Source organism: Parafrankia discariae (assembly GCF_000373365.1).
GTDB classification, from domain to species: domain Bacteria; phylum Actinomycetota; class Actinomycetes; order Frankiales; family Frankiaceae; genus Parafrankia; species Parafrankia discariae.
This window is the reverse complement of the sequence record NZ_KB891191.1, coordinates 1-1,663: the sequence shown is the minus strand read 5'-3', so window position 1 is coordinate 1,663 and position 1,663 is coordinate 1. Positions and strand designations below refer to the sequence as shown.

The 1,663-nt window shown below is 68.6% G+C and carries 3 protein-coding genes; all 3 read right to left on the bottom strand.

The window, feature by feature from the left end:
• The coding region (locus B056_RS0110255; protein ID WP_018501772.1) for an amidohydrolase family protein at positions 1-710 on the bottom strand (710 nt) is incomplete at its 3' end.
• A 79-nt stretch (positions 711-789) separates the two neighbouring features.
• A complete protein-coding gene (locus B056_RS0110250) occupies positions 790-1,242 on the bottom strand; it encodes a pyridoxamine 5'-phosphate oxidase family protein (RefSeq protein ID WP_018501771.1) in 453 nt (150 codons plus the stop codon).
• Positions 1,243-1,338: 96 nt separating this feature from the next.
• The coding region (locus tag B056_RS0110245) for an SDR family oxidoreductase (protein WP_018501770.1) at positions 1,339-1,663 on the bottom strand (325 nt) is incomplete at its 5' end.

Sequence of the window (1,663 nt, the reverse complement as noted above, 5' to 3'; positions counted from 1 at the left end):
CAGGCCAGGATGATCAGGTTGTCGATCGGCGCGTCCGGGGCGAGCTTGAGCGCGCCGAACCCGGTGCCGATGTGCAGGCACATCACCAGCCCGGTCTCGGACAGCGCCGCGAACACCGGACCCCAGTAGGTGATGTCGTGGTAGCTGGGCAGGCCCTCCAGATGGGGCAGCTCGGGCATGGTGACCGCCCGGCAGCCCTTCGCCGCCACCCGGCGGATCTCGGCCACCATCAGCTGCGGGTCCCAGGTCGGAAGCAGCGCCAGCGGGATGAACCGGCCCGGGTACGTGCCGGCCCACTCGTCGATGTGCCAGTCGTTGTACGCCTGGATCATGATGACGGTGAGCGGGTCCTTGAAATGGTTGAGATGCCCGGCGGAGAATCCCGCGAACGTCGGGAAGCACATCGAGGCGAGGATGCCGTTGCGGTCCATGTCCCGGACCCGGTCGTGGATGTCGTAGACGGCGGGGCGCATCTCGGCGAAGCCGGCGGGGTCCTTGGCCCACTCCTCCGGCGGCCAGGTGACCACGGCGTTGAGGCCACTGACGCCGGTGACCCGGCCCTGGTAGATCCACCGGTCCACCCCGGACGCGTCGGTCTCGACGTGCGGGGCCTGGTCGGCCAGGTTCGCCGGAAGATGGTTCTTGAACATGTCCGCCGGTTCGACCACGTGGTCGTCGATGCTCACCAGAATCAATTCGTCGACGTTCATGACCCTCCTCGGTGGGTGATGTCCTGGCTGCCGTGTCCGATCAGGTTTCCGTTTTCCGTCCCGGCCGAGTCGGGCGCTCTCACATTTTCCGGAAGTCCCAGCTGGTGATTTTCTCCGGGGTGAGGCGCAGCCAGGCGTGCCGGCCGTCGTAGTGCATCTCGTCGCGGCCGGTGTACTTCTGGGCGAAGAGTTTTTCCGGTGTTTCGAGGTCCGGGTCGGGGGTGCCGGTCCGGGGAGTGTCCCCGACGCTTTCGAGCTTTCCGCGGAGCTCGACCCCGTGCAGCTCGTTGAAGGCGTGGCCGCCGTCGACGAGCACGGCCACCCGCGGGTCGCGGGCGATGTCGGTCCAGCGCTGGCTCTTCACGACCGAGTTGAGCCACAGCGCGGAGCCGTCCCACACGAACCACAGCGGGGTCAGATGCGGCCCTTCCGGGCTCGACGTCGCGACCCGGCAGGTTCGCTCCTCGGTGAGGAAGGCATCGACCTCGGTCGGACTCATCGCGATCTTGCGGCCCCGGCGCTGCTCTTTCATGTGTTTCGTCCTTAATGAAGGTCGAGTTCCTGCTGCGTGGTGGTGTGCCGAAGGGGGACGGGCGGGCCCGGCGGCGGGCGCCCCCGGGCGGCCGGGTCATCGCCCGAGCATGAACTTCACGATGGGCACGGCCGGGGGGAAGGATTCGGTGACGCCGGCGGTGAAGTAGCCCGAGTCCGCCGTGAGGGTGATGCCGTTGACGGCGGAGGCGGCGTCGCTGCAGAGGAACAGCAGCGGGTAGGCCTGCTCCAGCGAGGTCGCGGCCTCGATGCCCAGCTCGGCGCGGAAGTCGGTGCCGAAGCCGAGCCACCGCTCCTCGTTGGCCCGGGCGAGGGGGGTGTCGGTGGGGCCGGGGCAGATCGCGTTGATGCGGATGCCCTGCTTGAGCAGGGGCATCGCCTGGGTGGCGACGTAGGCGCAG

Coding starts and splice junctions, on each gene's coding strand:
- B056_RS0110250 (WP_018501771.1), bottom strand. CDS start 1,242: ATGAAAGAGCAGCGCCGGGGCCGCAAGATCGCGATGAGTCCGACCGAG.